The sequence below is a fragment of the Nocardia yamanashiensis NBRC 100130 genome (genome assembly GCF_001613325.1).
GTDB classification, from domain to species: domain Bacteria; phylum Actinomycetota; class Actinomycetes; order Mycobacteriales; family Mycobacteriaceae; genus Nocardia; species Nocardia yamanashiensis.
The window spans coordinates 129,553-155,874 of sequence record NZ_BDCD01000017.1; the positions used below are offsets into that span (position 1 = coordinate 129,553).

17 protein-coding genes and 1 tRNA gene are annotated in these 26,322 nt (G+C 68.1%); 7 read left to right on the plus strand and 11 right to left on the minus strand.

From position 1 onward, the window contains the following. The first annotated feature begins 7 nt into the window (after positions 1–7). Complete coding sequence (gene bcp, locus NY1_RS19065; protein ID WP_067714903.1) at positions 8–481, plus strand: thioredoxin-dependent thiol peroxidase; 474 nt, start codon at positions 8–10, stop codon at positions 479–481. Positions 482–716: 235 nt separating this feature from the next. Here the strand turns inward: bcp and NY1_RS19070 are convergent, their stop codons facing one another. Next, entirely contained in the window at positions 717–1,991 is a 1,275-nt protein-coding gene (locus NY1_RS19070; protein ID WP_067714905.1) for a DUF7159 family protein, read from the minus strand. A gap of 459 nt (positions 1,992–2,450) precedes the next feature. On the opposite strand from NY1_RS19070, the gene NY1_RS19075 reads away from it, so the two are divergent. Beyond that, complete coding sequence (locus NY1_RS19075) at positions 2,451–3,095, plus strand: TetR/AcrR family transcriptional regulator (RefSeq protein ID WP_245663525.1); 645 nt, start codon at positions 2,451–2,453, stop codon at positions 3,093–3,095. Here the strand turns inward: NY1_RS19075 and acpS are convergent. The 5 genes from acpS to NY1_RS19100 form a co-directional block, all read right to left on the minus strand. Then, positions 3,092–3,514 carry a holo-ACP synthase AcpS gene (acpS, locus tag NY1_RS19080; protein ID WP_067714911.1) on the minus strand — a complete coding sequence of 141 codons (423 nt, stop codon included), beginning with the start codon at positions 3,512–3,514 and terminating at the stop codon, positions 3,092–3,094. The two genes, NY1_RS19075 and acpS, sit on opposite strands and share 4 nt — an antisense overlap. Positions 3,515–3,609: 95 nt before the next feature. Beyond that, a complete protein-coding gene (locus tag NY1_RS19085) occupies positions 3,610–4,437 on the minus strand; it encodes an acyl-CoA thioesterase domain-containing protein (protein ID WP_067714915.1) in 828 nt (275 codons plus the stop codon). Between the two features lie 35 nt (positions 4,438–4,472). Beyond that, a complete protein-coding gene (locus tag NY1_RS19090) occupies positions 4,473–5,666 on the minus strand; it encodes an acyl-CoA dehydrogenase family protein (RefSeq protein WP_067714918.1) in 1,194 nt (397 codons plus the stop codon). A 19-nt stretch (positions 5,667–5,685) separates the two neighbouring features. Next, entirely contained in the window at positions 5,686–6,918 is a 1,233-nt protein-coding gene (locus NY1_RS19095; protein ID WP_218028388.1) for a styrene monooxygenase/indole monooxygenase family protein, read from the minus strand. A 186-nt stretch (positions 6,919–7,104) separates the two neighbouring features. After that, positions 7,105–8,007: a VOC family protein gene (locus NY1_RS19100; RefSeq protein WP_067714924.1), complete on the minus strand. Its 903-nt coding sequence runs from the start codon at positions 8,005–8,007 to the stop codon at positions 7,105–7,107. 126 nt (positions 8,008–8,133) lie between these two features. Here NY1_RS19100 and NY1_RS19105 point away from each other — a divergent pair, with 126 nt between their 5' ends. Further along, the gene (locus tag NY1_RS19105; protein WP_169815373.1) at positions 8,134–8,577 is read left to right on the plus strand and encodes a MarR family winged helix-turn-helix transcriptional regulator; all 444 of its coding nucleotides are present in this window, start codon (positions 8,134–8,136) and stop codon (positions 8,575–8,577) included. A gap of 94 nt (positions 8,578–8,671) precedes the next feature. On the opposite strand, the gene NY1_RS19110 is transcribed toward NY1_RS19105, so the two are convergent. After that, positions 8,672–18,007 (minus strand): type I polyketide synthase, encoded by a 9,336-nt coding sequence (locus NY1_RS19110; protein ID WP_067714929.1) that lies wholly within the window; start codon positions 18,005–18,007, stop codon positions 8,672–8,674. A 389-nt stretch (positions 18,008–18,396) separates the two neighbouring features. On the opposite strand from NY1_RS19110, the gene NY1_RS19115 reads away from it, so the two are divergent. Next, positions 18,397–18,478, plus strand: a tRNA-Leu gene (locus tag NY1_RS19115). Positions 18,479–18,597: 119 nt separating this feature from the next. Here NY1_RS19115 and NY1_RS19120 read toward each other — a convergent pair. Both NY1_RS19120 and NY1_RS19125 read right to left on the minus strand, forming a co-directional pair. Beyond that, entirely contained in the window at positions 18,598–19,023 is a 426-nt protein-coding gene (locus NY1_RS19120) for a hypothetical protein (RefSeq protein WP_157762339.1), read from the minus strand. Positions 19,024–19,381: 358 nt separating this feature from the next. Beyond that, positions 19,382–19,900: a macro domain-containing protein gene (locus tag NY1_RS19125; protein WP_218028389.1), complete on the minus strand. Its 519-nt coding sequence runs from the start codon at positions 19,898–19,900 to the stop codon at positions 19,382–19,384. Between the two features lie 78 nt (positions 19,901–19,978). On the opposite strand from NY1_RS19125, the gene NY1_RS19130 reads away from it, so the two are divergent. Next, complete coding sequence (locus NY1_RS19130; protein WP_218028390.1) at positions 19,979–21,535, plus strand: ADP-ribosyltransferase domain-containing protein; 1,557 nt, start codon at positions 19,979–19,981, stop codon at positions 21,533–21,535. An 8-nt stretch (positions 21,536–21,543) separates the two neighbouring features. Here NY1_RS19130 and NY1_RS19135 read toward each other — a convergent pair whose 3' ends face one another. Beyond that, the gene (locus tag NY1_RS19135) at positions 21,544–22,314 is read right to left on the minus strand and encodes an IclR family transcriptional regulator (protein ID WP_067714935.1); all 771 of its coding nucleotides are present in this window, start codon (positions 22,312–22,314) and stop codon (positions 21,544–21,546) included. Between the two features lie 51 nt (positions 22,315–22,365). Between NY1_RS19135 and NY1_RS19140 the strand changes: the two genes are divergently transcribed. Together NY1_RS19140 and NY1_RS19145 are read left to right on the plus strand one after the other, a co-directional pair. After that, positions 22,366–23,280, plus strand: coding sequence for an amidohydrolase family protein (locus NY1_RS19140; RefSeq protein WP_067714944.1), 915 nt, complete (start codon positions 22,366–22,368; stop codon positions 23,278–23,280). 118 nt (positions 23,281–23,398) lie between these two features. Further along, entirely contained in the window at positions 23,399–24,733 is a 1,335-nt protein-coding gene (locus NY1_RS19145) for an MFS transporter (protein WP_067714947.1), read from the plus strand. Positions 24,734–24,810: 77 nt separating this feature from the next. Here NY1_RS19145 and NY1_RS19150 read toward each other — a convergent pair whose 3' ends face one another. Continuing rightward, positions 24,811–26,316 carry an acyl-CoA synthetase gene (locus NY1_RS19150; protein ID WP_067715582.1) on the minus strand — a complete coding sequence of 502 codons (1,506 nt, stop codon included), beginning with the start codon at positions 26,314–26,316 and terminating at the stop codon, positions 24,811–24,813. Positions 26,317–26,322 lie beyond the last annotated feature (6 nt).

Genomic DNA, 26,322 nt, shown 5'->3' on the forward strand with positions numbered 1-26,322 from the left:
TGCAGGCATGACCGAGAACCACCGACTCAGTCCCGGCGATACCGCGCCCGCCTTCACCCTGCCCGATGCCGACGGCAAAGAGGTCTCGCTGTCGGACTATCGCGGACGCAAGGTGATCGTGTATTTCTACCCGGCCGCGAGCACCCCGGGCTGCACCAAGCAGGCCTGCGATTTCCGCGACAGCCTGGGCGAATTGAACGAGGCCGGGCTGGATGTCATCGGCATCTCCCCCGACAAGCCGGCCAAGCTGGCCAAGTTCCGCGACAACGAAGGACTCACCTTCCCGCTGCTGTCCGACCCGGACAAGGAAGTACTGCAGGCCTACGGCGCGTTCGGCGAGAAGACCATGTACGGCAAGACCGTCACCGGCGTCATCCGCTCCACCTTCCTGGTGGACGAGCACGGCAAGATCGAGGTCGCGCAGTACAACGTCCGCGCCACCGGGCACGTGGCGAAGCTGCGGCGGGACCTGTCGGTCTAGCGGTCGAAAGATTGGACGGCCCCCGATCCTGAACGGATCGGGGGCCGGATGCGTTATGGGGTTGGCATCGAAAAGCCCCGGCCCGCACCGTGGGACGCCACGCGCTCGCGTCGCCATGGTTCGGGCCGGGACTCGGGCCTCGACATCGCCCCTGCTCCCGTCGAGATCGGCGCCCACGGGTGGGCACCGCCCGTCTTTTCGGCGTCTGCCGGCGGATCGGGTGGGTCGATTCGTCTCAGACGCGTGGCAGCAGCTGTGCCGCCCACTGAACCATCATGTGCCAGTGGTTGTCCCACCATTTGGAAAATTCGGGGGTGCCTAACGGCGGCGGGGCCAGTTCGCCGGGGAACAGGCCGCCTTCGGTCGGGGAGCCGACGGTGTGGGTGGGGGCCGGGATGATGGAGTCCGTGGCGCTGGACCGCTCGCCCTCGGGCTGGGCCTTGATCAGCGGTTTCGAGGGGCGTTCGGTGCGGTCCGGACCCCAGTTGAGGGTGGCCGGGTCGAGCGTCACGATCTCGGGTTCGGGCAGCAACTGCGGCGTGGTCTGCTCGGTGAGCGGCGCGCCCGCCTCGGTGGGCGTGGGCCCGGGCAGGCCGTCGACGATGTCTCCCGCGGAGCCCGTGTCGAGCCCGGTCTCGCCGATCGGCTGCGGCGGCGGGCTGTGCGGCGCGTCCGCCGACACCCGGGCATCGATGAGCCGGGGCTCGGGCACGGTCTTGGAATTGCTGCTCGCGGTGTACACGCCACCGACCACCAGCCCGCCGGCCAGCACGCTGGCGGCCGCGAACAGTGCGGCGGTACCCCGCGCCCGCCGAATCCGTTCCGCGGCTTCCCCGGCGAGCTCCGTCTCCGGCAGCGCCGCCAGCGCGGCGCCCAGAGCGGGCGCGTTCGCGGCCACCGCGCACGGGATCACCGGCGCGCCGAAGCCGGACTCCAGCGCCGCCACCACGGCGGGTTCGGTTGCGGCCGAACCGATCAGCACCACGGCGTCCGGTTTCACCCCGGCCGCGTCGAACTGATCCCAGGCGGCGGTGACGGCCGCGCGCATGGCCTCCTCGGTGGTGGCCCCGCCATTGAGCGTCACGGCCGCCAGCACCCGGGTGCGGTCCGGGTCGATGAGCGAGAAGGCCTGGAACCCCGGCACCACTTCGCAGATGGCCAGGTCCTCGAATTCGTCCACCCAGCTCATGGCCCGCGCCACGGCCAGATGCGCGGCCTTGGCCGACACCAGCGACGCCTCGTGCCACGGGCCGGACGCCAGCCGCGTCACGATGGCCCGGCGTTCGGCCGCATCCCGGTAAGCGACGGCCGCGCCGACCACTTCGCGATCCGGTGAAAGTTTGTCGGCCAGTTCCTCCAGCACCGTCTCCACCGCGGCGGCGAGATCGGCTTTGGTATCGCCGACAACCTTTTCCACGCGCTCGTCCACCACGCGCTCGGTCAATTTGTCACCGTCGGCGAGTGCCACCGCGCGCACGATGCCGCGCTCGGTAGCGACGCCGATGGTCACCGCGGAACGAACAACAGCAGAAGCAACCACAGATCAGCCTTCCAACGTTGTGTCGATGCAACGAAACTCTCGTGGCTCCCGGGGGCAAGCCCCCGGACCCCCGAGAGCCGGAAACGAAACTCTCGCGGCCCATTGGACCCGGGCTCACGCCCGAGAACCGGAACCAACTCCCGCGGCCCCCTCGACCCGGGCTCCTGCGGGGCGAGCCCGGAGGTCTCGAGCGGGGCCACTCGTCAAGCGCTGAGGAGCTGCTGGGAAGCAGCTGCGATGAGTGTTCGGAGCCACTCCCGGGTGTGGATGGGTGCGAACCTACGACGAGATAGGGACACACGAAGTACCGCAGCGTGTCATCAGCGTGTCGCTACCTCTAGGCTGTTGAACGTGGAAGCGCGCACGGGAACCAGGTCGACACGACGACCGGACCCTGCGTTGGAGTTGCAGGACGACCCGCAGGAACTGATGCCGCGTCGCCGCCCGACGCAGGAACGGTCCAAACGCAAGTTCGACGCCCTGCTCCAGTCCTCCCGGGAGCTGCTGGTCGAGGTCGGTTTCGAATCGTTCACCTGTGAGGAAGTGGCGGCCCGCGCCGAGGTGCCGATCGGCACGCTCTACCAGTTCTTCGCCAACAAGTACGTGATCGTCTGCGAGCTGAATCGCCAAGACCTGGTGGCGGTTTCCCAGGAACTGTCCGAATTTCATGGCGAGATCCCGTCGATGGACTGGCTCCGCCACATGAACGCCCTGGTGGATCATCTCGCCGATCTGTGGATGACCGACCCGTCGCGCCGCGAGGTCTGGCTGGCCATGCAGTCCACGCCCTCGACCCGTGCGACGGGCGCCATCCACGAGAAGGAATTCGCCGAAGCGGTGGCCCAGATGCTCCGCCCGCTCATGCCGCGCACGCCCCGCGGCCGCCGTTCCATGATGGCCCAGGTGCTGGTGCACGTCGTCTACTCGATGCTGAATTTCTCCGTCCAGGACGGCCTCAGCCACGAGGACGCGGTGGCCGAATTGAAGCGACTCATGGTCGCCTACTTGCTGATTGCCGAGAAGGAGTCCCGGACCGGCGGCCAGCGCACGCCGGTCGAGCCCGACATGAACTAGCCGTTGATCAAGTCCGCTAGCTCACCCGGATCTTCCAGCACCACCATGGCGGCCGCCGTATCCCCGTCGTGCGTCAGCGACAGATGTACCCGCACCCGCGGCAGGAACTCCGCCGCCAGCCCGTGCAATTTGATACTCGGCCGCCCCCAGGCGTCATTGACCACCTCGATCAACGGATAGGGGTTGTCCCCGATCTGCGGACTCCGAGCGAACCGAGAAGAGGCCCAAGCCTTGATGACCGCCTCCTTGGCGGCCCACCGGGTGGCATAACTACGAGCGGGATCAGTGCCCTTGCTTTGGCAATAGCGGCGCTCTCCCGCGGTGAAACTCTCCCGGATCATGGTGGTGCCGGTGCGTTCCAGTTGTTCGGCGAACTCGGAAATGGTGACCAAGTCCAGTCCGATACCAAGGATCGTCACGGTATGAGACTCCTCGATTCCTCTTGAGTGCTGTTGTCTGGGCGCAACATACCAGCGGAGCCTACGGTTCCGTAGGCTCCGCTGGCGTAGGTTCCCTAGCGAGCAGCTGTTTCCAGCGGTTGCGCCAGATCGATCTGGCGGGCCGCGTTGGAGATCGCGGTGATCACGCACATGCCGACCGGGCCTTCCCGGTCGTAGAGCACAGCGGACCCGGTGGCCACACCGTCGGCGCTGAGATGGTTGTCGGTTTCGATGCCGAGATCCGTTCCCCGGGGCAGCCTCGCCAAGGTCAGGGTCAGGTCGGCATTGATGAATCCGACTCCCGCACTGCCCCAGTTGGTGACGAGGCTGGCGGCCTCGCCCACGATGGCAGCGTGGACGAACGGTGACGGTTCCTCGCCGTCGACCAACGAGATGACCCGCGACCACATCCGCTTTCGGCTCACGCCCTGGTGCTGTGCCATGTCCATCGACCAGCCCGTGGGGTGGGTGTCGCTGCCGAACAAGGGAACACCGTGCTGTTCGAGCTGGTCGGCCAGCTCTTCCGGTGGCGTCGGCGGCTGCGCTGCGCGCTGCCAGATCTCCCCTGCGGGCTGCTGCGACACCTTGAGGAAGACGGCACTCGCGCGAGCGAACTCGATTCCCCCGGAGGACAACACCGCGTCGGCGACCCTGATCCGATTTCCGGCTCGCACTTCGGTTGTCGATACCCGCAGCGGTGCGGCCGGCGCGGGTTTGAACATGTCGATGGTCAATCGTGCGGGCCGGAACCCTTCCCAGCCGTGGTTGCTTTCCAGCTCACGGGCCAGCAAGCCGCACACAGCGGGCCCACTGATCGTTCGATTGCTCCACGGGCTGGTGGCGAGCGGCGTCGGTACGAATTCGCCCTCGCCGGTCCGGTCGAAGAAGGTCGGTCTGTTCATCAGGTGGTCTCCGTTCTCGTTGTGTTCCGGCGCGATCAGAAGGTGAGGCCGTCGTCAACGCCCAGACGTCGCCGCCCCCACGCGGATACGCTGCGCTCGAACTCGAACATGGCGTGCTGGGCGACGGCGTGCACATCCCGCCAGTGCCGTTGCAGCACATCGGTTTCCGTAAGTCCCGAGGCGCCGGAGGCCAGGAAGACCGATTCCACGGCCTCCACGCACAACCGCACCGCGAGTGCGAAGTCACGCCGGTTGCGCGAGCGGACCTCGGCGATACCTGCCCGAGCTTCGGTCGCCTCCAACACGGAAGTCATTGCCCGGCGCAGTATTTGCTCCGCGGCATCGACGCGCGCTTCCGCTTCGCCCAGCTTGATCTGTTTTTGGAGTTCGGCCGCAGCCGCCGCACCGGTGTAGGCGTGGCTCCGGGTGCGCGTGCGATCCACCCACGCATCGATGGCGCCGCGCGCGATGCCCACCGCGGGCGCGGCGAGATACGCGGGCCAGGTCGCATCCAATGGCGTCCGGTAGATCGGATCCACGCGATGCCATCCACCCGGCGTCGTCCCGTCCTGCTGTTCAGAGAATCGGAGCAGGCGATGGGAGGGAACGAAAACATCCTCGATATCGACGCTGCAGGTGCCGGTCCCGGACAACCCGATGGTCTTCCAGTCCTCGACGATGCGGTACTGCCCCTTGGGAATCAGCATCGAGTACAGCTCGGGTTGTCCCGCCGGATCATGCTCCGCGGCAAGCGGCGATTTCACGACGATCCAGTCGGCGTGGTGCACACCGGACAAGAACCGCCACCGACCGGAGCGTATGAACGCACCCTCCGGAACACGCTCCGCGCTGGGACCGCCCACGGCGGACGTGCACGCGACCGCCTCGGGATTAGGACCCCAGACATCGTCCTGCGCAAGCGGATCGAACAAGGCGAGATTCCAGTTGTGGCTGATGTAGACGCCCATGGTCCAGGCCGCGGAACCGCAGGCCCGGCCGATTTCGCTGACGACATCGAGCTGAGTGGCGAGGGGTAGCTGCGCTCCGCCCCAGGTGCGCGGCTGGGATACGCGCGGCAATCCGGATTCCAGGAACATCGCGAATACGTCGTCGGGTAGCCGACGCAGCTTCGCGATATCGGCGGCCCGGCCGTACAGCTGATCGCGTAGCAGCCCGGCTCGTTCCAGAGCCTCGGCCTCGGTGATGTCCACGGTGGTGAATGTCTTCACGGCAAGTCTCTTTCGATGATCACGCGGCGAGGCGGGCGTTGCGCGCGGCAACACGCTGGATATAGCGGTACGCACCGATGGGATCCAGAATCCAGTCGAGGGCATCGGCCGGATCGTCCATGCAGTGCCCGAATCTGTCCGCGATCTCGCCGTATTTGGACGCCGCGATATGCAGCTCCGAAGTGTGCGGTAAGGCCGGTCCGAGGAGTTGATTGGTGAACGCCGTAGCAGGTCCGCCGATCTTCCAGAACTCCTCGAATGCTCCGGTCATGAATCGCCGGTCGAATGGGCCGTCATGCCGGATGATGGCCTGCAAGTAGGCATCCGCGCACTTGTTGGCATTGTTGGCGCCCTGCGCCGACAGCGGATCGTTGACGACGATCGCGTCGGCCATGCCGAGGACCTCGGCACCCGAGGGCAAGGTCGCGATCGGATTCCGCACCCGCGGCGTGATGCTCCCCGCCAGCACGGCATTTTCATCGATCAGTGCGATATCCGAAGCACGCTGCGCTTCTTCGGGCAGATGCTGCGACAGGAACGCGATCGCACTGGCAAGTTTCCGATCCGGCCGCTCCGCCGACCGCGACCAGAGGTCCATCGGCCGGCCCGGGACCGCTTCGAACAGCATGATGTCGCATTCGCCCTGCGCGGTCAGCGCCGGATAGGTGAGGTATTCGCCATAGCCGGGAATCAGGCTGAATTCGATCGCGCTGCTTGCGGACGGTCGCCGCAGCCCGCTCACATAGAACATCGCGAGCGAACGTTGCGGTTCACGATACGGCGACAGTTCGGCGTTCGTTTCGAAAAGCTGTGTGATCGAACCTTTCCCGGCGGCGACTATCACCAGATCGCTGGACCTCGCGTACCGCTCGAGGGATTCGACGGTGGCCGTCTCGATCCGCAGATCTCCCCCGAGCCGCTCGAATTCCGTCATCCAGCGCGGCATCTTCAGTCGCTGGTCGATCGACCGTGCGGGTCGTTCGAAGGTCGCCGACCAGGCGTTGACGGGCGTGTCCGGCAAGCCTTCCAGAAAGACGGAGAACCGCATTCCGTCGATTGTCGGGCATTGCCGGTCCCAGAAATTGATCCCGAGTGCGCGTTCGAATCCCTGTGCGGTGTCGAACATGCACTGACTGGACATGACGTGCCCGTCGCGAATCTCGTCCGGAGTGCGATCGGAAACGATGGTGACATCGAATCCGAACCGGCGCAGTCCGATCCCCAGCGATAGACCTGCTTGACCGGCCCCCACGATCGTGATGCTGCCGCGTGTACTGACTGCTCTTTTCATCCATTTCCCCGATCTGGATCAATACGTCGTCGCGCCGGACGGCTGACGACAGAGCTGCGGTGAGGTCCCCCAACCAAGATCCCCGGTCCGCCCCCATTGGTCCGTGCCGCTTTCGGCACGGAAGTTCTCGAATACGCAGGCCGCGAGCTAGGCGATCGGCCGGATGATTCCCGGCGCGGTGTCCATGGCGGTTTGCGTATAGCGGTGTCCCCAGTAGCTGGGTTTGTTGTACGTGCGAGCCACCCAGCTCAAGTCGTCGACGACGAGACCGCCGTGGCCCAGTTCGATCTGCAGGCCGGAAGGGCTGCCGATGTACACGGAGGTCATCAGGTCGTTGGTGTGCCGGCCCAGCGTCTGCATGATCTGGGTGTTGTTGCGCGACAACAGGTCGATGGCGCGGCCCAGGTCGTCCATACTCTGGTATTCGAGCATCAGGTGGTTGAAACCGACGTGCCCGGGCAACTCGGCCAGCGCGAGCGAGTGGTGCCGGCCGTTGATGTGATAGAAGCGAACATTGAAGTAGTCGTTGATGATTCGGTCCGACAGCCGGAATCCGAGGACATCGGCGTAGAAGCGGTTCGCCTCGACGAGGCTCGGCACCTGGAACACCACGTGACCCAAGCCTTGATCGCCGGTGACGAATCCGCCCCGCATCACCCGGCCGGGCTGAAACGAGTTCGGCGTCGCCGTCTTTCCCCAGCTCAGTTCATGGCGCAGCCCCCACGGGTCGGAGAACCAGGCGAGTTCCGCTACCTCGCGTTCCTTGGCGAGTGCCTCCTCGGCCCAGTGCACCTCGACGCCGCGCTCGGTCAACTGCTCCGCGTAGCCATGGAGATCGGTTTCGTTGGCCACGCCCCAACCCGCGTACCGGAACTCGTCCGCCGCGGCCGGATGAATCGCGATCCGGAAGTTGACATCGTCGATCGCCAGCCGTACCGCTCCATCCGGACCGTCTCCGAAGAGCTTGGCGCCCAACAGGTTCGGACCGTAGCTTCGCCAGTCCTCGAATCGTGGCGACGCGAAGCCGACATACGAAAGTTCTTGAATCATTTGACATCTCCCCGGGACCCGGACTCGCACCGCCGCATCGCGGTGCCGCCTTTTCACATTAAGCAGACTTGCCAATCACTGGCAAGCCAAACTATTGGTAAGCCCAAGGAAGCTATGATGTGGCGCATGATCCACAGGCCCGCGGATACCACCCGGACACTTGACACCCGACTCGGATACCTACTGGTCAGAACCGGCATCCGGGTACGTCAGCGCTATGTCAATGCGCTCTCAGCGATCGGACTGCTACCGAATCAGCATGTGATACTCAGCACGCTGAACGAGCGGGGGCCGAGCCACCAGAAGGAGATCGCCGATCAGATCCGGCTCGATTCCGGCGATATCGTGGCTTACCTCGACGGGCTCGAGAAGAGCGGGTTCATCGAGCGCAACCGGGATCCGGCCGATCGCCGACGACAGATCGTCTCGCTGACCGCGACCGGCGTCGATGTTCTCGTAGTCGCCGATACCACCCTGGACACCGTGGAGGCGGAGACGTTCGCAAGCCTCGGCCGGACCGAGCGAAAAGCCCTGAGCGCCACGCTGAACACGCTGTATCAGAACCTGTGAGAACCCGCCCCGCACGCGAGATAGGCCGACGAACGAACAGTCGCCCCACACCGCAAGGGCGTGGGGCGACTGTGTTCGGATCACCGGACCGGTATTACCGGCAGGCCGGGCCCTTCGGGACGGCGACGTAGGTCGCGTCCGCTCCCAGGCGGGCGGTCTGGGAGAGCAGGGTTTCGGCCTCGAGCTGGCGGGACTGCTTGGCCGGGGTGCCGTCGCCGCCGAGGCGGCGGTCGGCGGGGCGTTCGTAGAGCGGGGCGCCGCCGCACATGGCCTCGGTGAGGCGCTGGCGGCCGGCGAGCTGGCGCTCTTCGGCCCGGCGCTGGTAGGTCTCGCGCTTGTCGGCGTCGGTGATGGCTTCCACGAAGGCCTGGGGGTGCACGATGGCGACCAGGCCGGAGACGTGGCCGAAGCCGAGGGAGGTGACCAGGCCCGCTTTGAGCGGGAAGCGGTCGCCTACCTGGAGGGACTCGCGGAGCCAGACCAGGTGGGGGTATGACTTCATCTTCTCGTCGACGCAGTCGAGGCTGCGGTTCGGCGGGATGACGCCCTGTTCGAGGACCTGGCACAGGCCGATCATCTGGAAGGCCGCCGCGCCGCCCTTCGCGTGACCGGTGAGGGTCTTCTGCGAGATGACGAACAGCGGGTTGCCTTCCGAACGGCCGATGGCGGTGGCCAGGCGTTCGTGCAGCTCGGACTCGTTGGGATCGTTTGCCGCGGTGGAGGTGTCGTGCTTGGAGACCACCGCGATCTCGTCGGGCGAGACGCCGAGCTTGCCGAGTTCCTTGGCCAGTCGCGACTCCGGGCCGCCGCGGCCCGCGCCCAGCGCACCCAGGCCGGGGGCCGGGATGGAGGTGTGCACGCCGTCGGCGAAGGACTGGGCGTAGGCGACCACGCCGAGGACCGGCAGGCCCATTTCCAGGGCCACCGAGCCGCGGGCGAGGAGAACCGTTCCGCCGCCCTGCGATTCGACGAAGCCGCCGCGGCGGCGATCGTTGGCACGGGAGAAGTAGCGGTCGCTGATGCCCTTGCCCGCCATGACGGCGGAGTCGGCGGTGGCGGACATGTCGCCGAAGCCCACGATGCCCTCGATGCCGAGGTCGTCGTAGCCGCCGGCCACCACCAGGTCGGCCTTGCCCAGCTTGATCTTGTCCACGCCCTCCTCGACGGAGACCGCCGCGGTCGCGCAGGCCGCGACCGGGTGGATCATGCCGCCGTAGGAGCCGACGTAGCTCTGCACCACATGGGCGAGAGCGACGTTGGGCAGCGCCTCCTGCAGGATGTCGTTGGCGCGCGGCTCACCGAGCAGGTTGTCGATGTAGAGCGAGCGCATCGAGGACATGCCGCCCATGCCGGTGCCCTGGGTGTTGGCGACCATCGCCGGATGCACCCAGCTCATGAGTTCCGCGGGGCTGAAGCCGGAGGACAGGAACGCGTCCACGGTGCAGACGATGTTCCACAGCGCCACCCGGTCCACCGAGGAGGCCATATCGGCGGAGATGCCCCACTTGGTGGGATCCCAGCCGGTCGGGATCTGACCGCCCACGAACCGCGACAGCTTGGTCTTGCGCGGCACCCGGATCTCGGTGCCCGCCTTGCGGATCACGTTCCAGTCGCCCGAACCCTCGACCGGCGTGATGACGGTCTGCTCCGGGTTGGCGGCGAAGAACGCGCGCGCCTCGGCCTCGCTGTTGACGACGAAGGACAGGTCCTTGTCGAGGAACACCGAAGTCAGCAGCGGGATGGCATTGTCGATCATCGCGCCGTCGTCGCCGTAGCGCCGCACGCCGCAGCGTTCGACCACGGTGTCGTGGTAGCGCTCGGCCAGCTCCGATTCGTCCACGTACTCACCGGATTCGGTGTCGTACCAGCCCGGCTTGGGATCGTTCTCCCAGGTGACCAGGCCCGTGGTCCAGGCCAGCTCCAGCACGCCCGCGGCGGAGAGCTGATCGGAGACCTCGACCTCGAAGCGGGTGCGCGCCGAGCCGTAGGGCCCGAGCTCGCCCGCGCCGACGATGACGACCATATCGTCGAGATCGGCGGTGACCGAACCCCATTCGGGGGTGGGCAGCTTGGAGGACAGGGTCGGCGGGGCCGGCAGCGCCGCGATGGTCGCGACGTCGCTTGCCGCGGCGGCCGCTTCGGCTTCCTCGGCCTCACCGTGCGCACCCTTGGCGAGCGCGGCGAGATCCAGCTTGGCATTGGCCAATCCACCGGTCAGGTCGATCTGCTGCGGTCCGGCGGCGGTCACCACGCGAGCGCGCGAGGTGCACCACTTGAGCAGCTCGTCCGCCATCTGCTGGGTGGACCAGGTCTGCACCCCGGCCGCCTCGACGGCCTCGACCAGCGGATCGTTATGGCCCATCAGCCCGGTGCCGCGCACCCAGCCGATCAGCGCGTGCACCAGGGTGACCCGCTGCGCCCACGACTTCTCCGCGCGCCACTTGGCGACCACGGCGTCGAGCGCGGCCTTGGATTCGCCGTACGCGCCGTCGCCGCCGAAGAGGCCGCGGTTGGGCGAACCCGGCAGCACCACATGCAGTTTGGCGTCCACGTCGTGGTCCGCGCCCAGGGTGGACAGGCCACCGATGAGCCGCTCCACCGACCACAGCAGCACCCGCATCTCCATCTCGGCGCGGGCACCGGCGTCGGAGAGGTCACCGGCCACGCGGGGCGCGGCGAACGGCATCAGCAGGGTGGGGGTCATCGCCTCCTTGACCAGGATCTTCGCGCCGCCGGCATTGTCGACCTGCTCGTTGCCGACCCAGTCGATCAAAGCGTCGATATCGCTGTAGGAGGCCATGTTCGCGGGCACCACCCACAGGGTCGCGCCATTGCGGGCGTTCTCGCGATACAGCTTCTTGTAGAAGCTCAAGCGGGCGTCGTCGAGCTTGGAGGTGGTGACGATGACGGTCGCGCCGCCGCCGAGCAGTCGCCCGGTGGCCGCCGCCGCGATGGAACCCTTACTGGCGCCGGTGATCACGGCGATATCGGAGGACCAGGCGCCCGGCTCCGCGGCGCTCACCGCGGCCTCGGCAATACTGCCGTAGACCCCGGCCAGCACGGAACGCGCTTCCCGCTTGGCCCGATCGCGCCACCAGTTCGCCTGCGCGGCAACGGCTTCCCCGGCCCCGGTGAACCCGTCGACCGCGAAGTCGGCGAGCGCGGCGTCCTCGCCCAGCCACAGCCGGGCCAGATCCTCACGGGCCGAGGCCCACCGGTCGTCGATGAGCACGGCCTTCTTGGCGTCGAAGGCGGGCGCGACGAGACGCGGCCAGTCCGAACCCAATTCGGCCGAGACCAGATCGATGAGCGAGTTGTCGGAGGCTTCCGGCGCGGACAGCTGCTCGACGTGACCGAGGGATTCCAGGATCACGCGGGCGGCCTGCGCCAGCACGCCGTCGCGGCCGGTGATCTGCTCGGTGAACTCGCCCAGCGCGGCCGCGTCGACGGTCGCGCCGCCCCCGCCGCCGGCGGACGGCATGGAGACCGCGACGCCCCGGCGAGCGGCGACCGCCTGCACGGCCGCGTCGATCGCATTGTCCACGGCCGCACCGTCGTTCAGGCCGCCGGAGACCAGGCCGCCGAGATCGCCGCCGCGCACGGAAGCGCCCTCGCGGGTGCCGAGCGAGACCTCGGCGGTGACGTGGCTGGCCCAGCCGTCGCCCAGGCCCCAGACCTTCTTCACCCGATCGGCGATGGCGCCGGGGCGCTTGCCGGACGGGCCGAAGACCTTGCGCAGGTGATCGCCGATGGCGTCGGACAGCACCGACCCGAACGGCTTGTAGGTGCGGGCCAGGCGGTCGACGGTGTTGGACAGCGCGCCCATATCGGCGTCGGCCGCACCGTCGATGGCGCCGAGCGAGAGCTCCGCGCCGAGGTCGACGAGCAGCTGGTTACGCCGCGAGGAGACGCCGTCGCACAGGCCCTCGATGGTGTCCACCGGGCCGATCTGGTCCATGCGCAGCTTGGTCCACAGCGCGATGAGCACGCGGGTGGCGTCGGCGGCATTGAACGCGATGTCGTCCGGGGTCGGCCCGCCGGTCGCCACGGCCACGGGGGCCGGGGCGGCGGCAGCGGGAGCCGCTGCGGCCGAAGCGGTTTCGGCGGCCGGAGTCTCCTCCGGCTCCTCCACCGGCGCGGGATCGGTATCGGTGGCGTACACGATGCCGGACTCGCGCTCGATGTTCAGTACCTCGACCACCGTGTTCGAGAACTGCGGCAGCTTGAGCGTGTTGGAGGCCAGGTTCGCGACGGTAGGCGTTGCGGCCAAACCGATCTCGACGAACCGCTCCACACCGAGCCCGCCGTGCTCGACGTCGGTGAACAGCAGATCCTGGGTCTCGATCCAGCGCACCGGCGAGGCGAACTGCCAGGCCAGCAGCTCGACCAGCACCACGCGGCACAGTTCGATGGGCTTGGCGGCCCATTCGTCGAAGTTCGCCAGCACCTCGGCCAGCGGTTCGGACGGCACCAGGTCGGCGATCTCCTGGATGAAGTCGCGCTCCAGGTTGAACAGGCGCGGCACCAGGTTCGGAATGTAGCGTCCGACAAGCACTTCCGGATGCAGGTCTTCCGGCAGCAGCCCGCGCAGCTTCTCGCGGAAGTCCGGCACGCCGGCCCGCAGCACGGTGGAGTGGAACGGCACGTCGATGCCCGGGATGACCACGAAGGCCCGCTTGCCGCCGGTCTGCGCCCGCAGCCGCTCGATCTCGACCTCGAGGGCTTCCAGGCCCTTCACGGTGCCCGCGATTGCGTACTGCGCACCGCGCAGGTTGAGGTTGACGACCTCCAGGAATTCCCCGGCCGCGTCGCCGATGCCCTTGACCCAGCCGATCACCTCGTCGTCGGCGATGCCGATCTGCGAGGGCCGGATGGCGGCCATGCGGTAGTCGCTGCGGCCCTGGGCATCCCGGGGCACCAGCTCGTGCATGGCGGAGCCGCGCTGGAACACCACCTCGAGCACCGCGTGCAGCGGCAGCACGCCAGCGACTGCGGACAGCGCGTTGTACTCGCCGACGGAGTGGCCCGCCAGCATGGCGCCCTCGATGAACGCGCCGGCTTCACGCAGTTCGGCGACCTGAGCCACACCGAGGGTGGCCATCGCCACCTGGGTGAACTGGGTCAGGTGCAGCACGCCCTGTGGGTGCCGGTATTCGACGCCGCGCGCCTTCAGGTAGGTCGGGTTGTCGCGCACGACAGCGAGAATCGAGAAGCCCAGCGCCTCGCGGGTGTGCTTGTCGGCCTCGTCCCAGACCTGCTTGGCGGCCTTGGAGCGGGTGCGCGCGTCCAGGCCCATCCCCTTGGCCTGAATGCCCTGACCCGGGAAGGCGTACACGGTCTTCGGCGCGGCGATGCGACCGGTCGCGGTCATCACCAGATCGCCGTCGATGCGGCAGGACACCTCGATGATCTCGGTGCCCGCGTCCACCGCGACCCGTTCCACGCGCACGTCGATCTGCGCGCCCAGGCGCACCATGCCGAGGAAGCGAGTGGTCCAGGCGGTGATGGTGCGCGGCGGCACCTTGTCGCTCAGATCGATGGCCGAGACCGCGTGCTGCGCGGCGGCCGACAGCCACATGCCGTGCACGATCGGATCGCCCAGCCCGGCCAGCTTGGCCGCATTGCCGGAGGTGTGGATGGGGTTGAAGTCACCCGACACCTGCGCGAAGGCGGACATGGCGCGCGGAGCCTGGATGGTGACGTCGCGCCGGCGGCGGCGCGGGGTGTCGGCGGCCTGCTCGGACAGCGAACCGGCGGCGCGCGGCGGATCGGTGAGCTCGCCCGCGCCGGTGCGGCCGCGGATGGCGAACCGCTCGGTGAGGGTGGCGATGGTCGGCATGGACATGCCGGTCTCGACCTTGTCGAGCATGCCGGTGATGCGCACCCGCACCTCGACGACGCGGCCCAGATCGGTGTCGAGGGTCTCGCCCGCCTCCACCTTGACCGCGAGCACGCTGGCGCCGGTGGGCAATTCACCGACCAGATCGATCTGATGGTCGAGGTGGACCAGGTCCAGCATGCCCTCGATGACGCTGGCGCCGGTGGCGGTGCGGGTGGCGCCGAGCACCGCGAAGACCGCGGGCCAGCAGGCTCCGACGAGCACGTCCGGCGCAGTGCGGCCGATGGTCGAAAGGTGTTCGGGCAGACCGGAACCGGTGACGCCGGCGTGATCGGCGATCAGGTCCGGGCTCCAGGCCACGTTCAGGTGCGCGACCGGGGTGCCGTTGACGACCTTCACCTCGGGCAGCGACTGCCCGGCGGCGACGGCCAGCAGCGCGGTCATGGCGGCGTCGGCATCGGCTTCGGTGATGACCGGCGCGCCGCCGTTGTACACCGAGACCGGGACGGTGATGCGGATGCGCACGGCATCCTTGCCCAGCAGCGGCACCGCCAATTCCACATAGGCGTGGTCGGATTCGGGGCCCTCGGTGGCGGACAGGGTGGCACCGGTGGGCGGGTGGATCGCGCCCTTGCCGTTCATGGTCCACTCGCCGAGATCGCCCAGGCGGTGGATGGGGTTGACGGTGGTGCGCCCGGCCCAGTTCACATCCGGAGCGGCCAGCACGATGTCCAGCAGCCCGTTCGCGACGGCGGCGCGGCGGCGGCCGTCGACGGCGGCCGGGACGACGCCCGCGCGCACCAGGGAGTAGGCGGTGTCCTGTTCGAAGCGGTCGAGGAGTTCACCGACCGGTTCGTCCACGCGGGTGATGCCCGCGACGGCGACGGTGCCCGGGATGATGCACACCTGATCGGCGGTGTAGCGCGGATCGTGGGCCTGCCACAGCGAATCCGAACGCCACCAGCGGCGCACGTCCTGATCCACCACCGGCACGAAGTTCACCGGCTTGCCGGGAATCTTGCACAGCGACACGAAGAACGGCACGTCGGCCGGGTGCAGCACGGCCGAGGCGATGGCCGGGTACTGCTCCTTCAGCGTGCAGATGGCCTTGACCGGGGTCTCGAACGCGGCGTCGTCGGCGAACAGGGTCGGGATCTCGCCGCGGTCGGCCGGGTTGAGGCGGGATTCGGTGCGGCGCACCATTTCCGCGAACCGGTCGCGCCAGGTGATGTCCAGCCATACCGACTTGGTGGCCTCGGCGATGGCGTCGGCGAAGTCGCCGCCGCAGTCGAAGTCCTTGCGGCGGTCCAGGCCCACGGCCAGCTCGACGTAGCGCTCCAGCCATTCCAGGTAGGTCATGGTGGCGACGTCGCCGAAGTACGGCTTGGCGGTGCCGTTCAGCGCCTCGATGATCTCCGCGCGCCGCTCGGCCACGGCGTCGGCGTCACCGGCGACCTCGTCCAGCAGGCGGCCGGTGCGGGAGGCGGCATTGTCGATCTCGTGGATGTCGGCGCCCAGTTGCGAACGGCCGGAGGCCATTCCGCCGGACGCGGTGCCCGCGCCGACCCAGTCCGGGGTGCCGGGGGTGTCGACCAGCAGCTGCTTGACCTCGGGCGCGGTGGTGGCCTCCAGGGTGGCCATGGCGGCGGTGCCGACCAGCACGCCGTCCAGCGGCATGGCCGGGTAGCCGTGGGCCTGCGACCAAGCGCCGGTGAGGTATTCGGTGGCGCGCTCGGGGGTGCCGATGCCGCCGCCGACGCAGACGATCACATTGTCGCGGACACGCAGTTCGGCGTAGGTGTCCAGCAGCAGGTCGTCCAGGTCTTCCCAGGAGTGGTGCCCGCCGGCCTTGCCGCCTTCGATGTGCATGATGACCGGGTAGCCGGGCACCGAGTCGGCGATGCGCAGCACGGCCCGGATCTGGGCGACGGTGCCGGGCTTGAACGCCACGTGGGTGATGCCGGCCTCGGTCAGCTCCTCGATCAGCGCGACGGCTTCCTCGAGCTCCGGGATGCCGGCGGTGACGATGACGCCGTCGAAAGGCGCACCGGCGGAACGGGACTTCTGCACCAGGCGCTTGCCGCCCAGCTGCAGCTTCCACAGGTAGGGGTCGAGGAACAGCGAGTTGAACTGCACGGCGCGACCCGGGTGCAGCAGCGTCTTCAGCTCTTCCACGCGATCGGCGAAGATCTGCTCGGTGACCTGGCCGCCGCCGGCGAGTTCGGCCCAGTGGCCCGCATTGGCCGCCGCCGCCACGATTTTCGCGTCCACGGTGGTGGGGGTCATGCCCGCGAGCAGGATCGGGGAGCGGCCGGTCAGCTTGGTGAACGCGGTCTCGACCACGACCCGGCCGTTGGGCAGGCGCACCGGCTTGGGCGCGAATTCGGCCCAGGCGGGCGCGATTTCGGGGGCCGCGCCGGGGGTGAAGAGGCTGCGCTGGCCGGAGCGGGTGGCGGCGGCGAGCACGCCGACGCCGGTGCCCTTGAGCGAGCCGGAGGTGAGGCGGGAGAGCAGGTCGCCGGGACCCAGGTCCAGGATCCACTGCGCGCCCTGGGCGACGGTGTCGTCGACGATGCCGACCCAGTCGATGGGATCGACGAGCACTTCCTGGGCGAGGCTCGCGGCCAGTTCGGCGTCCAGGCCGCACTGCTGCGCCCAGCCCTTGACCAGGTCGACGGTCTCGGCCAGCGCCGGGTGGTGGAAGGCGACCTCGACCGGGATGTCCTCGAACACCGGCGCGAATACCGCACCGCCGCGCTTCTTGGCGTCGCGTTCCTTGGCCTGTTCGGCATTGATCTCGGCGCAGCGCTGGCGGACGCGATCGAGCTGGGCGACCGGGCCGCTCAGCACGGCGCGGCGGCGGCCGTTGCGGATGGACAGCACCGCGGCCTTCTCCGGCGCGATGCCGGTCATGAGCGCGTCGACAACTTCCCGCAACTGCTCGGGATCGACATTGGAGACCGCCACCATGGGCGACTTCTCCCCCACCGGCATGAGGCCGCGGCGGCGGGCGACCAGTCCGGCGGCGGCGCCGATCAACTGGGCGATGGCCAGCAGTTCGGCATCGCGCTGCCCGTGCGCCTCGGCGGCGGTGGCGGCGATCCGGCCCTGCGAGTGGCCGATGACGGCGGTGGGCGCGTGCGCCGCGGTGTCCAGGCCCTGCAGGCGCAGCGCGCGCAAGGCGGCGGCCTGGGTCAGGAACACGCCGGGCATGGAGACGGCCGCGGAGCGCAACACCTGCGCTGACGGCGCTCCCGACACCTCCCCCTGCTCCGGGTCGGCGATCTCTTCCTCGAGCATCCACGCGATCGGGTCGAACCCGACGGGACGCACCACGAGTAGTTGTGCCGCAACGGGTTCCAGCTGCCGGGCCGCGTCATTGACCAGTGCGGTCAGCTCCGGCTCCAGTGCGGAATCCCGCCCGATCTCCTCCAGCTCGGTCAGCCACTGCGCCCCCTGTCCACCGAAAGCGAGGGCGTACGGCGCACCCCCCAGCAACCGGTCCAGCAGCGACGACCTGACTCCACTCTCCCGGCTCTTCCCCGCCACCTTGGCCTTCGGTCCGGTTCCAGTGCTCTCGTTGATCGTCAAGACGTTCGACTTCCTTCTCCTGGCGGCCCGCCCCCTCAGGACTGGGCCGCGCTCACGGTGCGCAGGTGTTCCTCCGGCCATCTGGCCCTGGTAGATGGCGAGGATTCCACAAAATCATGAGGATCTCCTCATGTTTGGTCCGCACCCCGTGACCTACCCCCGAGTATTTCTGTACGGTCGTCCCAGAACCGTCCGAAACATGACCCTCCCTCATGTTTGAACACGCTGGTGAGCGTGGTTACACCCGTGAAGGAAATGTGAGGCTTCCTCACATTGCCGTTTATCAAATCGTTATAATCCCTGGTAGGGTTACCGACCAGTACGCCACACCCGCCCGGTGCTTCGCGATCCCCGTTAGACCCGGTAAAGTTTGGACGGTCGTACCATCAGCGCGAGTGGCGAAATTGGCAGACGCGCCAGATTTAGGTTCTGGTGTCCACGGACGTGGGGGTTCAAGTCCCCCCTCGCGCACAAAGAAAATCCCGGCAATCCCCCCATGCGGGCGGAGCCGGGATTTTCCGTTTCAGAGTTTGCGCACTCCGCCCCGCGCTGCCCGGTAACCATCGAGCAAACAGCGGGGCGGAACGCGATCAGCCCGCCGAACCGGTCAGCAGCTTGATGAGATCGGTTGCGCCGGAGGGGATTCCGGTGTTGGATTCGGCGCGGCCGGGGACGCCGACCTCGAGCTGGGCGGTCTTGCCGGCCTGGGTCACGGTGACGGTGTACTTGGCCTTGGCCGGGGGCGTCCATTCGATGGTGGGGGTGCTGTTCGCGGGGGTGAGGGCGTCGACGATGGTGACGCCGTCGACCTTCACGGTGATCGGGGAGGTGGCGTCGGAGCCGGAGAGGGTGACGCTGATGCGGCAGGTGGCGGCGACGGCGCAGTCGGAACCCGCGGTCGATCCTTCGACCTTGATGCCGGTGACGCTTGCCGAGGCGGGGGCGGCCAGGAGGACCGGGGCGGCGAGGGCCGCGAAACCGGCTGCGGCACAGGCGCCGATCGAACGCTTTGACATGGAGACCTTCACTTCCTTTCGGCGAGCCGGATCGCCCACCGAGAGGAAGAGTAGTGAAACGCTAGCGCTTCAATGCGGTTTTCACCCGGAGCCGGTCCCCCGGATCCGTTCAGGACCAGGTTGGGGCTCGGTAGAGGGGGTTCTCGAAAAGCGATCCGGTGCCGGAGGTGTCGAGTAGCGCACTCACGGCGAACAGATCTTCGAAGCTGTGGATCCCGAGATCTTCCACGTCTATCTGCAGGCTTCGCAACCAATCGGATAATCCATTAGGCATGAGCGGCACAACCTTCGGTAGGTGGCAACACGTGAGCGATCATCACATGCGCCACCTGCGCGAAGGTGAAGCGACACTCGCGATTCAGCGGCGGGTGACGCGGACCGGCTTGTCGGCGGGGGCGTTCTCGATATCGTCGAGCTGGGCGACGATGGTGGCGCGCAGTTCGTCGTAGCTGTCGAACCGGTAGTCCTGGAACAGGGTGTAGCCGGTCCACATCAGGTTGGCGCACACCCGCGCCGGCACCTTCCCGGTCTGCGCGCCCATGCCGACCAGCGCCACGGACTTGATGCTGCCGGGGGCCGCGGCGTTCTGCCGATGCACGGCCTGGAACCCGGCCGCGCAGGCCAGCGCGACATTCAGAGTCTCGCTCACGTCCTGCACCGAACTTTCCATGGTGGGCGTGGAGATCAGATAGGTCGGGGTGATGGCGCCCGAACGCACGCACACCGCGCTGCCGACCGGGAGCCGGCCCGCGAATTCGTCACGGATGGCGCGCTGTACGCGCAACTGGATGCCTGCGCCGAGATGACGTTTGATGACCGCGTCCAGCCCGCCGTCCATGGCGCCGCGCGAATTGGTCGGGCTGACCCAGGCATCCACCTGCTCGTCGAGAATCGACCCCTTGCGGATCTCGATCTCCGGATACTCGGCGAAGGCGACCCGCTGGATCTGTCCGAATTGTTCGCCGGCGGCGGCGAACCGTGGCTACCGCTGCTGCGCCCCGTCATCGAGGCGCAGCCCGCCGCGGCCACCTTCATCGGCCCCGGGCGCGGACCGCAGGTGGTGCCGGTGCGGGAGCTGACCTTCCAGGCGCTGAAACCGCATCCGCCGCACAAGTGGAAGGTGGTCGCCTTCGGCCAGAACCCGTATCCGCGGCCGGAGAGCGCCACCGGTATCGCCATGTTCGACAACACCTTCCACGATTGGAAGGACAGTCAGTTCGGCCGGGTCATCAGCATTCGCTGCCTGATCAAGGCGGCGGCCATGTGGAAGTACGGCATCCCCAAGAAGACCCCGATCGCCGAGATCCGCGCGCTGCTGAAGGAGAAGGACACCGTCGGGCCGCCGGAATGGTTCCAGGCCATGCTCACCCAGGGCGTGCTGCTGCTGAACGCGGCGCTCACCGCCAGCAGCGACGGCTCGCTGACCACCGAACAGCACACCGCGTTCTGGCGGCCGGTGGCCGAGCAGATCATCGAGGAGATCCTGCGGGCCAAGCAGCAGGCCGGCGCGGCCGATCGCGGTGTGGTGTTCGCCTGGTGGGGCGCGCACGCTCGCGGCCTGAAATCGGTTGTGCTGCAATTACAGAAGAAGTACCCCGGCGTCGAGGTCCGGCACGTGGACCATGCCAATCCGGCGGCGCAGGGCGATATCTTCTGCGACGGCGACCATTTCGGGACGGTGAACAAGGCGCTGACCATGCTGGGCGCCGACGAGATCGACTGGCTGCCCAGCGCCGGCTGGAACCAGGTCGTCACGAAAACCGATGGGGCCGAGGACGATACGGCCGAGCGCATGGGCGCGTTCATCGCCTCCACCATGGAGCTGCACCAGCTGTATCTGGAACGCCTGGCGAGCGTCAAGGACGAAGGTCTCGTCCTGCCCGCCATCACCGGCCTGTTCGACACCCCGCTGCTGGATTTCCGCGATGCCGTCGCCCCGGTCGCGAAACTGCTGTCCGGCCTGGACCGCTACGCCGCCATGTCGCACGCCTTCGGCAAGCAGCGCGCGGATCACGAACCCGGCGGCCTGTCCGCCGCGGCCATCGCGGCCCTGCACCTCTACACCTGCGAGTCCGCGTTCTACCGCGAGATCAATGCCGTGCTGCGCTCCCCCGACCGCACCCGCCTCACCCCCTACCTCCCCTACCTGCGCCTGCTCTTCGCCGCCGTCTCCGAACTGCCCGCCCGCAGCGAACCGCTGTGGCGCGGCGTCTCATTGGACCTGCGCGCGCAGTACCCACTGGGCCGGACGGTGACCTGGTGGGGCGTCTCGTCCTGCACCTCCGAACCACAGGTGGCCCGGGCCTTCCTCGGCAGCCGCGGCAAACGCACCCTTTTCGAAGTGCACCCGGCCCGCGCGGTGAGCATCCGCGACTTCTCGGCCTTCACCGGCGAGGAGGAGTTCATCCTGCTGCCGGGCACCCAGCTCGAGGTGACCGACGTCCAGGTCCAGCGCGGCGGATTGTGCACCGTGCGGCTCACCGAATCGGCCGAGCAGCCGCTGGTCTCCTGACCGCCGCGTCACGCCGTAGCGCGGAATTCCGTTGCGCCGCCGAGCAATCGGGAGATGCCGAGTCCGGCGGCGCGCAGCGCGGGGATGGCCGAGCGGGCCGAGGCGTTGTTGGGCAGCACCAGCGACAGCGCCGCCACGGTGCGCCCGCCGGCCGCGCGCACCGGCACCGCGATGCCGGTCGCGCATTCGTCGACATGCCCTGGGCAATAGGCGATTCCGGTGCGGCGGATCTCGCTCAGCGAGGCGCGCAGCCGATCCGGATCGACGAGCGTGTGCGGCGTGAGCGCGCGCAGCGAGCCGGCGAGCACGGCCTCCTGTAGTTCGGAGGGGGCGTGCGCGAGCAGCACCAGCCCGGTGGACGAGGCGTGCAATGGCAGCCGCCCGGCCAGGTGCGTCCGATTGCGGATGGTGCGGGAGGCGGAGAGCCGCTCGATGTAGAGCACCTCGCGCTCGTGCAATACCCCCAGCTGCACGTGATGCCCGATGGCGGCGTGCAGGTCGGACATGATCGGAATAGCCGCTTCCTGCAACCCGAAGGTGGGCGCGGCCCGGGAAGCCAGCTCCCACATGCGAACCCCGATGCAGACCCGCCGTTGCGCGTCCCGCCGCAGCCACCCGTACTCGATGAGCTCGTTCACCAGCCGCGAGGCGGTGGCCAGCGGCAGATCACTGCGCCGGGCCAGTTCGGACAGGGTGACCGCGCGATGGTCCGGCCCGAAGGCCTCGTAGATGCGGACCACCCGGGACATGAGGGATTCGCCGCTCATCGATCGGGCCATGGCGCTTCCTCCGGGTCTCTCAATTATCAGGATTACTGATATACATGCCTTATGTACCACCCTGCGACGACGCCCGTCAACAGCCGCACCGGCCCGGACCTGGACCGGATCACCGCGATCGACGTGCACACCCACATCCACGCCGACGACCACGGGCGCCTGGCCCTGGACGACCAGCTGCTGCACGCCGCGGAGGCATATTTCAAAGGGCCGCAAGCGCCCCGGCCCACCGTCGACGAGCTGGCCGCGCACTATCGCTCCGCCGGTATGGCCGCGGTGGTGTTCAGCGTGGACGCCGAGGCCATGACCGGACATCCGGCGCTGAGCAACGAGGAGATCGCGGCGGCCGCGGCCCGGCATCCGGATGTGCTGATCCCCTTCGCCTCGATCGATCCGGCGCGCGGCGCGGCCGGGGTGCGGGCGGCACGGCGGCTGGTCACCGAATACGGCGTGCGGGGGTTCAAGTTCCACCCCAGCCTGCAAGCCTTCGAGCCGAACGACCGGCGGGTGTACCCGCTCTACGAGGAGATCCAGTCCCTCGGCGTCCCAGCGCTTTTCCACACCGGGCAGACCGGCATCGGCGCGGGCCTGCCGGGCGGGCGGGGCATCAAACTGCGCTACTCCGACCCCATGCTGCTCGACGATGTGGCCGCCGACTTCCCGGACCTGACCGTGATCATGGCGCACCCGTCGGTGCCGTGGCAGGACGAGGCCATCTCCATCGCCACCCACAAGGCCAACGCCTATATCGATCTGTCCGGCTGGTCGCCGAAATACTTTCCGCCGCAACTGGTCCGGGCGATCAACGGCCCGCTGGCGGACAAGGTGCTGTTCGGCTCGGACTATCCGATGCTCACCCCCGAGCGCTGGATGCGCGACTTCGAACAGCTCGAGATAAAACCGCGGATCCGCCCGAAGATCATGAAGGAGAACGCGATCCGCGCACTGTCGCTGCGCCCGGCATAGCCGTTCGCTCTGACTGTGACCCAGTTCTCTCATTGAACGGAAAGGTACCTTGAGCAGGGGTCCCCGTATGGCCTTTCCTGTTCCGCGATTCAGTCATTGATCGAACAGGAGCGGGTTGATGCCCAGCCAGCCCATTGACGGCGCCACGCCGGTGAATCCCGAGACGGCCGCCCGCAAGGCCGCCACCGCGAGCTTCATCGGCACCGCCATCGAGTGGTACGACTTCTTCCTCTACGGCGCCGCGGCGGCCCTGATCTTCGCGCCGCAGTACTTTCCGTCCTCGAATCCCGCGGTGAGCCAGCTGGGTTCGTTCGCGAGCTTCGCGGTCGGCTTCCTCAGCCGGCCGCTCGGCGGCGTGGTGGCCGGGCACTTCGGCGACCGCATCGGCCGCAAGCGGGTGCTCATCATCTCGCTGCTGATCATGGGCGGGTCCACCGTGCTGGTCGGCCTGCTGCCCAACTATCAGCAGATCGGCATCGCCGCACCGATCCTGCTGGTGGTGCTGCGCCTGATCCAGGGCCTCGCGGTGGGCGCGGAATGGGGCGGCGCGGCGCTCATGGCCATCGAGCACGCGCCGCCCAAGCGCCGGGTGTTCTACGGCGCGGCCACCCAGCTCGGCGTGCCCGGCGGCGCGATCCTGGCCTACAGCGCCATGCTGGCGCTCTCGGCATGCACCGGCGCCGCCTTCACCACCTGGGGCTGGCGGGTGGCCTTCGTGGCCAGCATCGTGCTGGTGCTCTACGGCTTCTACGCGCGGCGGCAGCTGAACGAGAGCCCGCTGTTCGAACAGCAGGCGGCCGAACGGGATACGGCCCGGCTGCCGATTCTGGAGGTGCTGCGCAAGTACCCGAAGAGCGTGCTGGTGGCCATTTTCGCGGCGGCGGCCAGCCCGGCCTTCGGCTATATCGTGCTGACCTACATCCTGTCCTACGGCACCAAGGAGATCGGCTACTCGCGCAACAGCCTGCTGGTGGTGGTGATCCTGGTGAGCGCGGTGCAGTTCGCGGCCACGCTGGTGCTGGCGAACCTGGCCGACCGGTGGGGGCGGCGCAAGCTGATGTTGATCGGCTCGGTGTTCCAGGCCGTCACGGCGCTGCTGTTCTTCCCGATCTTCGATACCGGAGTGCTGGTGCTGGCGATGATCGGCGGTTCGCTGGCGCTGATCGCCAACACCACGCAGTACGCACCGCTGCCGGCGGTGATCAGCGAGCTGTTCCCGACCCGGGTGCGCTACAGCGGTTCGTCCATCGGCTATCAGTTCGGCGCGATTCTGGGCGGTTCGCTGTCCCCGATCATCGCCACGGCCATTTTCGCGGGCACCCATAATTCACTGCTCATCGGCGTGTATCTGGCCGGTATGACGGTGCTTTCGGCGATCGCCATCCTGATCGCGCACAGTCCCGCGCTCGCCCCGAAGGAGCGGCGCGCCGAGGCCGAGCTCCCCGTGAGCTGATTTACCCGGACAGCAAGAAGGCCGGTTCCCTTGCGGGAACCGGCCTTTCGCGTATCGATCGAGCGGTGCGCGATCGATCAGATGCGCCCGTACAGCGCCTTCACATCGGTCTTGCGGATCTTGCCCGAACCGGTGGTGGGCAGCTCGTCGACGAATTCCAGGTACTTGGGCACCTTGAAACCCGCCAGCCGCTCGCGCAGGAACCCCAGCAGCACAGCGGCTTCCGGGTGATCGGCGGTGGCCGGCACCACGACCGCCTTGCCGACCTCGCCCCAGCGCTCGTCCGGCACGCCGATGACGGCGCACATGGCGACCGCCGGGTGATGGCACAGCTCGTTCTCGACTTCGGCGGGATACACGTTCTCCCCGCCGGAGATGATCATGTCCTTGAGCCGGTCCACCACGTAGACATAGCCGTCCGCGTCCACGGTGGCGATATCGCCGGAATGGAACCAGCCGTCGCGCAGGGCGGCGGCCGTGTCCTCGGGTCGATTCCAGTAGCCGCGCATGACATTCGGGCCGCTGACGATGACCTCGCCCCGCTCCCCCGCGCCCACCTGCTCGCCGTCCCCGTCGATCACCCGCACCTCGGTGAAAAACGAAGGCACACCGGCGGATCCGAGCTTGGACTCCGCGTGCTCGCGATCGAGCACCAGCACCCCCGGCGACGCCTCGGTCATGCCGTAGCCCTGTACGAAGCTCAGCCCGCGATCCAGATAGCGCCGAATCGTGCTGTGCGGCACCGGAGATCCCCCGCACAGCAGAATGCGCAGGCTGGAGACGTCGGTCTCGGGCCAGCGCGGGTGCGCGGCGAGGGCATCGAACATGGTCGGCACGCCGAACATCCAGGTGACGCGCTCGGATTCGACGATATCCAGGACCGTGCCCGGATCGAATTTACCGAGCAGCACCACCCGCCCGCCCTTGAGCAGGGTCGGCAGGCACACCATCCCCAGCGCCGCCGCGTGGAACAGCGGCGCGGCCACCAGGGTCACCTCATCGGAGGCGACATCGGTTTCGATGATGACGTTGAAGCTGTTCCAGGTCAGGTTGCCGTGGGTGAGCACCGCGCCCTTGGGCCGTCCGGTACTGCCGGAGGTGTACATGATCAGGCAGTCGTCGCCCTCGCCGACCGGTTCGTCGATCGGCTCGCACGGCGCGGCGGCCAGCAGATCCGCATAGCCGCCGGGCCCGCCGACGCGCACGATGCCCGGGGTGACGGTGCCGGGCAGGGCCGCCACCAGGGCATCGTGCTCGCCGGTGTGCACGAGCACCGCCGTCCCGCTATCGGACAGCGCGTACTCGAGCTCCGCCGCCGTCGACCTGCCGTTGAGCGGTACGAAGACCGCGCCGAGCAGACCGGCGGCGAAGAACACCTCCAGATAGACCGGATGATTGGGACCCAGGTAGGCGACCCGGTCACCCGCGCGCACCCCGAGCCCGCGCAGTGCCCACGCGGCTCGGGTGGCGCGCTCGTGCAGCAGCGCGTAGGTGACGGATTCGCCGGCGCAGGTGACGGCGACGGCGTCGGGTGTCATCCGGGCCCGGCGTGCGGGCCAGGAGCCCATCCCTCGATTGCGCACGTTCAC